This is a genomic window from Rhodococcus olei (genome assembly GCF_039540555.1).
Taxonomy (GTDB): domain Bacteria; phylum Actinomycetota; class Actinomycetes; order Mycobacteriales; family Mycobacteriaceae; genus Rhodococcus_G; species Rhodococcus_G olei.
On sequence record NZ_BAABFB010000007.1, the window covers coordinates 181465 to 188086 of the forward strand.

A 6622-nucleotide genomic window follows, 5' to 3' on the forward strand; every position below is an offset into this window, starting at 1 on the left:
CAGGCGGAGTCTACGCGCGGGACGCGTGCGTGCAGGGCGACCTCGCGGCGGGGTTCCGCCGCGAGGTCGATCGCGGCTACAGCCGGGTCGCCATCTCGTCCTGGTAGTCGCGGATCGTCCGCTCGATCGCATCGGCGGCGTCGTCGTCGTGACGGCCTCGGGCGTCGTCGGCGCGATCCCTCAGCATCCGGATGGCCCGCCGGAGCTCGTTGTCCGACATCCTGTGATCCATGTCACTCAGTCTGCCCCGTTTCGCGGCTGTGGGCCAACCGGCCGGATCGGCCGTCCGGGGACGCTATTCTGGGCAGTGACTTCAGTCACACCACGCATCCCTGGTCGATCGAGGCCCAGCATGGCTGACATCGGTGACGCCCACATCACCGCCGAACTCGGGGACGCCGGGTTCAGCGAAGCCGAGGAGATCGGCCGCGGTGGATTCGGTGTCGTGTACCGCTGCGTACAGCCCTCGCTGGACCGCACCGTCGCGGTCAAGGTACTCACCGCCGACCTGGACCGGGAGAACCTCGAGCGGTTCCTGCGGGAGCAACGCGCGATGGGACGGCTGTCCGGCCACCCGAACATCGTCGACATCCTGCAGACCGGGGTCACCGGCAGCGGCCGACCGTACATCGTGATGCCGTACCACCGGCGGCGCTCCCTCGACGCGCTGCTCCGAGCCGGTGGGCCGATGGACTGGCAGGACGTCCTCGCGATCGGCGTCAAACTCGCCGGTGCCCTGGAGACCGCGCACCGCCTCGGCACCCTGCACCGCGACGTGAAGCCCGCCAACGTCCTGCTCAGCGGCTTCGACGAGCCTCAACTGACCGACTTCGGAATCGCGCGAGTCGCCGGCGGCTTCGAGACGTCGACCGGAATGGTCACCGGCTCACCGGCGTTCACCGCACCCGAGGTGCTCACCGGCCGCACCCCCACCCCGGCGGCGGACGTCTACAGTCTGGGCTCGACACTGTTCTGCCTGCTCACCGGTCACGCCGCGTTCGAGAGGCGCCAGGGCGAGAAGGTGGTCGCCCAGTTCCTGCGCGTCACCACCCAGCCGGTGCCCGACCTGCGCGGTGACGGCGTTCCCGCCGACCTGGCGACCGCGATCGAGTGGGCGATGTCGGTGAGCCCCGCGGATCGCCCCCCGACGGCGGCCGCGTTCGGGGACGCGTTGCGCGACATCCAGCGCAGCCACGGGCTGCGGGTCGACGACATGGCGGTCGCGGACGACCTCGAACCCGCACCGTCCGACGCGACCGCCGCGTACCACCCGGTGCGCGACCCGACCGGACGCCGCTCGCGGCGCACCGCCCGGCGCACGATCACCCCGCCGGTGCCCGAGACCCGCTTCCGGCCCCCGACCGCGGCCCGGACGCTGGTCGACCGCGGTCGCCTCGTCGAGACGATGCGGATCGGCGAGCGTCCGCGACTGACCGTCGTCCACGCACCCGCCGGGTACGGCAAGAGCACTCTCGCCGCGCAGTGGCGGGACGCGCTCACCGCGGACGGCGCCGCGGTCGCGTGGCTGACCGTCGCGGACGACGACAACAACGTGGTGTGGTTCCTGGCCCACCTCGTCGAGGCGATCCGGCGGGTCGCACCCACGCTCGGGGAGGAACTGGCGCTCGTGCTCGAGGAGCACGGCGACGAGGCCCGCGACTACGTGCTGACCTCCCTGGTCAACGAGATCCACACAGATCGGATCCGGATCGGGATCGTCGTCGACGACTGGCACCGCGTCACCGACCCGGCGACGGTCGAGGCACTGTCGTTCCTGCTCGACAACGGCTGCCACCACCTGCAGGTTCTGGTCACCACGCGCACCGTGACCGGTCTGCCGACGGGCCGCATGCGGATGCGCGGAGAGCTCGTCGAAATCGATTCGGCTGCATTGCGTTTCGACACCACCGAGTCTCAGCGCATGCTGGTCGAGCTGGGCGGACTGTCCCTGAGCGACCGCGACGTGGCCGCGCTCACCGAATCCACCGACGGATGGGTGGCCGCGCTGCAACTGGCCGCGCTGTCGCTGCGCGAGAACGTGGACACCGCCGAACTGCTCGACAGCATCTCCGGCCGGCATCAGGCCATCGCCGAGTATCTCGCCGAGAACGTCCTCGACACACTGGATTCCGACACCCTCGACTTCATGCTCGCGACGTCGGTGCCCGCGCGGGTGCGCGGCGACCTGGCCACCGAGTTGACCGGCAACCCCCGGGGCGAAGCCACCCTCGAGGCGATCGAGCGACGAGACCTGTTCCTGCACAGGGTCGACGACGACCGGGACTGGTTCCGCTATCACGCGCTGTTCACCCAGTACCTGCGCCGCCGGTTGCGCCGCGACCATCCGGATCGGGTGCCCGGACTGCACCGCGGCGCCGCCCGCTGGTTCGCCGCCCACGACATGCTCAGCGAGGCCGTCGATCACGCTCTGATGGGCGACGACCCCGAGCTGGCCGTGGACCTGGTCGAGGCCCACGGCCCGGAGCTGGTGCACCGCGCCCACCTGTCGACCCTGCTCGGCCTGGTCGGCAAACTCCCACCGGCACTTGCGACGTCCCGGCCCCGGCTGCAGCTGTCGGTCGCGTGGTCGAACGCGCAGCTGCTGCGGGCCACCGCGGCGCACACCGCACTCGGCCTGGTCCACACCGCACTCGAACAGGGCGAGGTGAGCCAGGTCGACGCCGCGGCCATGACCGCCGAGGCCGACGTCGTGGCCGGCGTGACCACCGTGATGACCGAGCGGCGACCGGACGGGGCCGGGCAGCTGCTGGACCGGTTGCGCGAACACGTCGACTCGCTGCCCGCGTGGCAGATCTCGCTCGGGACCAACATCGTGTCCCTGACCGCGCTGCAACACTACGACTTCACCGAGGTGCGCCGGGTCCAACGGTGGGCGGCGCGCTTCCACGAACAGAACAGCAACCCGTACGGCGCGGTGTACGGCTACTGCTACGCGGGGATCGCGGCCAACGAGGAACTCGACATCGACGACGCCGAGCAGAACTTCCGGGCGGCACTGGCCCACGCCGCCCGGACCGGCGGGATGCACAGCCACATCGCCCGACTGAGCGGGGCGCTGCTGGGCAACCTGCTCTATCAACGCGGCAGCCTCGCCGAGGCGGAGCGGCTGATCGACGAAACCGTTGCGACACCCGGCGAGTCGGCGAGTTTCGAGTTCCGCCCGACCACGCTCGGCGTGGGCCCGAAGCTCCGCATCCTGCTCGACACGCTGTCCACCAGGGCGCGTGCGCTCTGGGGGATGGCCAATCGCGCGGAGCCGCTGACCGAACCCGCCCCGAGCGCGGATTCCGGCCGACCCGCGCAGGACGAACCGTCGGCGCCGACGCTGAGCGGTCTCGCCAGGTACATCGCAGACGTCGAGGAGCTCGCCACGGTGCGGGCCCTTGCCGCGGACGGCGCGGCCGAGGAGGCGTGCGGGCGGGCGCAGGCGATCGTCGACCGGCTGACGGGCCTGAACCGGCCCCGGGCGCTACTCGAGTCGCAGGCCCTGTTGGCGGCCTGTCAGTCCGCGGCCGGGCGGACCGCGGAGGCGAAGAACACCCTGGCACCGGTCGCGGCCACGTGCGCGCGACTGGGACTGGTCCGACTCCTGCTCGACGAGGGGCCCGCGGTCGTAGACGTCCTCGACGCCCTCGCCGCCGAGCGCCGGGGCGGCACCTGGCACCCGGACTGGCCCCCGATCCCGGACGGATTCCTCGAGCGCGTGCTGGACGCCGCGGAACCCGATGCCCCAGCCGAACCCGATGTCCCAGCCGGACCCGGTGACCGATCGGAAGAGGAGACACCATGAGCACCACCACCCTGTGCTTCGCGTTCCAGGACACCGTCGCGCGGCACCCCAACTCCGTGGCACTGCGGACCGCCGACGACGCGGTGGTGATCACCTGGCACGAGTACGCCGAGCGGGTCCGGGCGATCGCCGCCGGTCTCGCGAAACTCGGTGTCCGCCATGGTGACACGGTCGGTCTGATGCTGACCAACCGACCCGAGTTCCACCTCGTGGACACCGGCGCGCTGCACGCCGGCGGCACCCCGTTCTCGGTCTACAACACCCTCGCCGCCGAGCAGCTGCACTACGTGCTCACCAACGCAGGCAACCGGGTCATGGTGTGCGAGAGCCAGTTCCTGCCGGTGCTCCGGGAGGCCCTGCCCGGCACCGCCGTCGAACGCGTGGTCTGCGTCGACGGCTCCCCCGACGGCACCGTCGCGCTGAGCGACGTCGAATCGGATCCCGACCCGGACTTCGACTTCGACGCGAGCTGGCGGGCCGTCCGCCCCGACGACGTGCTCACGATCATCTACACCTCCGGCACCACCGGGCCGCCGAAGGGCGTCGAACTCACCCACGCGAACATGATCGCGTACCGCGACGCGGTGGCCCAGCTCGCCCACCCGACCTCCGACGACCGCGTCCTGTCGTACCTGCCGGACGCGCACATCGCGAACCGTGCCTCGGCCCACTACACCCAGATCTTCTGCGGTGGGGAGACCACCACACTCGCCGACCCGAAGCAGCTGGTCACCGTGCTGCCGCAGGTGCGTCCGACGGTGTTCGTCGCCGTGCCGCAGGTGTGGTACAAGATCAAGGCCGGGGTCGAGGCGGCGGTCGCGGACACCACCGGATCGAGGCGAAGGCTCGCCGACTGGGCGCTCGACGTCGGCCGTCGCACCGCCCGAATGCGCTCGGCCCGCACCCCGATCCCGCACCGGCTGGAACTGCAGCACGCGGCCGCGGACCGGCTCGTTCTCGCTCCGATCCGTCGCAAGCTCGGCATGGACGAGGTGCGCCTGGCCTTCACCGGCGCCGCACCGATCTCGCCCGAGGTGCTGACGTTCGTTCTCGGACTGGGCATCACATGCTGCGAGGTGTGGGGCCTGTCGGAGACCACGGCGCTGGCCACGGCGAACCGCCCCGGGTCGATCCGCATCGGAACGGTGGGCGAACCGGTCGCCGGTGTGACGCTGAAGTTGGCCGACGACGGCGAACTGCTGGTCTCCGGACCGTGCGTGATGCGCGGCTACCGCGGCGAACCGGAGAAGACCGCGGAGGCGCTCGACGCCGACGGCTGGCTGCACACCGGTGACATCGCGACCATCGACGCCGACGGCTACGTGACGATCGTCGACCGCAAGAAGGAACTGATCGTCACCACGGGCGGCAAGAACATGTCACCGGCGGCCATCGAGGACGCACTGCACGCCGCGAGCCCGCTGATCGCCGGCGCCGTCGCGATCGGCGACAACCGGCCCTACGTGACGGCCCTGCTCACCCTCGACCCCGACATGGCCGCCGCGTTCGTCGCCCGGAACGGTGGCACCGACGGCTCCCCGACGGAGCTCGCCGAGAACCCGGAGGTGCAGGCCGAGATCGACCAGGCCGTCGCCGCCGCCAACACGCATCTCTCGCAGGTCGAACAGGTCAAGAAGTACGTCCTGCTGCCCGACGTCTGGGAACCCGGCGGCGACGAGTTCACCCCGACGCTGAAGCTGCGCCGCAGACCGATCGCGGCCAAGTACGCCCAGCAGATCGACGCGCTGTACGCGAACTGACCCGAAACAGAACTGACCCGAAACAACGGGATCCCCGTCACCACGTGCGGTGACGGGGATCCCGTTGTGTCGCCCAGGGGTCAGGAACCGAACAGCGAGCCGAGGCTGCCGGTGCCGCCGCCGGTGCCGCCGTCGCCGCCGCCGGCGGCCGCGACCTGCACGGACTCCGAGTCGGCCGAGGCATTGACGTTGCCGCCACCCGAGTACTCGGCCCGGATCACACGCTGGCCGGCGGTCGCCGGGGTCCACGGCAGGCTGGCGGCGCCGTTGGCGTCGACCTGCGCGGTCCCGATCACGGAGTCCCCGTCCTTGAACGTGACCGTGCCGCCCGCGTTACCGGGGTTGACCTGCGCCGAGAGCATGCCCGACACGCCGACCTTCGGGTTCGCGCCGATCGCCAGCGCGGTCGTCGAGGAGACGTTGCCCGCGGGCGCCTCCGCGACGTCGACGTTCGCGTTCGCCGACGACCCCGTCACGCCGGCACGGCCGGAGAACGTCGCGGTGATCGCGTGGCTGCCCGCGGCCGACGGCACCCAGGTGTAGGTGGCTTCACCGTTCGCGGCGACCGGGACCTCGGCGAGGGTGGTGCCCCCGTCCTTGAACACGACGGTGCCGCCGGCCGCGGCCGGGGTGACCGTCGCCTTCAGCGCGCTCGAGCGGCCGACCTGCGCGCCGGTGACCGGTGCGAGGGCAGTCGAGGAGACGGCGTCGGCGTCGGAGACCTGGACGGTCTGCGGGGCCGACTCCGAGGCGTCGGCCTTGGTCGTCGCCGGGAACTTCGCGATCAGCGTGTGCGATCCCCGGCTGGCCGCCGTCCACGAGTACGTCGCGACACCGTTGTTCAGCGTGCCCGTCCCGATCTTCGTGCCGCCGTCGTAGAACTCGACGGTGTCACCGTTCGCGCCACCGGTCACCGACGCCGACAACGAGACCACCTGGCCGACCTGAACACCGGACACACCCGCCAACGTCGTCGAGGAGACGTTCTTGCGGACCGTCGCGGTCGGACCCTTGTTCTGGTACGTACCGTCGCCGAGCGAGCCACCGTAAT

4 protein-coding genes are annotated in these 6622 nt (G+C 71.2%); 2 read left to right on the top strand and 2 right to left on the bottom strand.

The annotated features are described in order from the left end of the window. Nucleotides 1–76 precede the first annotated feature (76 nt). Nucleotides 77–220, bottom strand: a complete 144-nt coding sequence (locus ABD951_RS01125; RefSeq protein WP_345341218.1) for a hypothetical protein — start codon at nucleotides 218–220, stop codon at nucleotides 77–79. A gap of 132 nt (nucleotides 221–352) precedes the next feature. Here ABD951_RS01125 and ABD951_RS01130 point away from each other — a divergent pair, with 132 nt between their 5' ends. Together ABD951_RS01130 and ABD951_RS01135 are read left to right on the top strand one after the other, a co-directional pair. After that, a complete protein-coding gene (locus tag ABD951_RS01130; RefSeq protein WP_345341195.1) occupies nucleotides 353–3811 on the top strand; it encodes a protein kinase domain-containing protein in 3459 nt (1152 codons plus the stop codon). Continuing rightward, a complete protein-coding gene (locus ABD951_RS01135) occupies nucleotides 3808–5571 on the top strand; it encodes an AMP-dependent synthetase/ligase (RefSeq protein ID WP_345341197.1) in 1764 nt (587 codons plus the stop codon). Before ABD951_RS01130 ends, ABD951_RS01135 begins: the two co-directional genes overlap by 4 nt. A gap of 80 nt (nucleotides 5572–5651) precedes the next feature. On the opposite strand, the gene ABD951_RS01140 is transcribed toward ABD951_RS01135, so the two are convergent. Next, the coding region (locus tag ABD951_RS01140) for an Ig-like domain-containing protein (RefSeq protein WP_345341199.1) at nucleotides 5652–6622 on the bottom strand (971 nt) is incomplete at its 5' end.

Excerpts from the sequence above, each read along its gene's own strand:
- ABD951_RS01125 (WP_345341218.1), bottom strand. The coding sequence starts at position 220 with ATGTCGGACAACGAGCTCCGGCGGGCCATCCGGATGCTGAGGGATCGC.
- ABD951_RS01130 (WP_345341195.1), top strand. The coding sequence starts at position 353 with ATGGCTGACATCGGTGACGCCCACATCACCGCCGAACTCGGGGACGCC.
- ABD951_RS01135 (WP_345341197.1), top strand. The coding sequence starts at position 3,808 with ATGAGCACCACCACCCTGTGCTTCGCGTTCCAGGACACCGTCGCGCGG.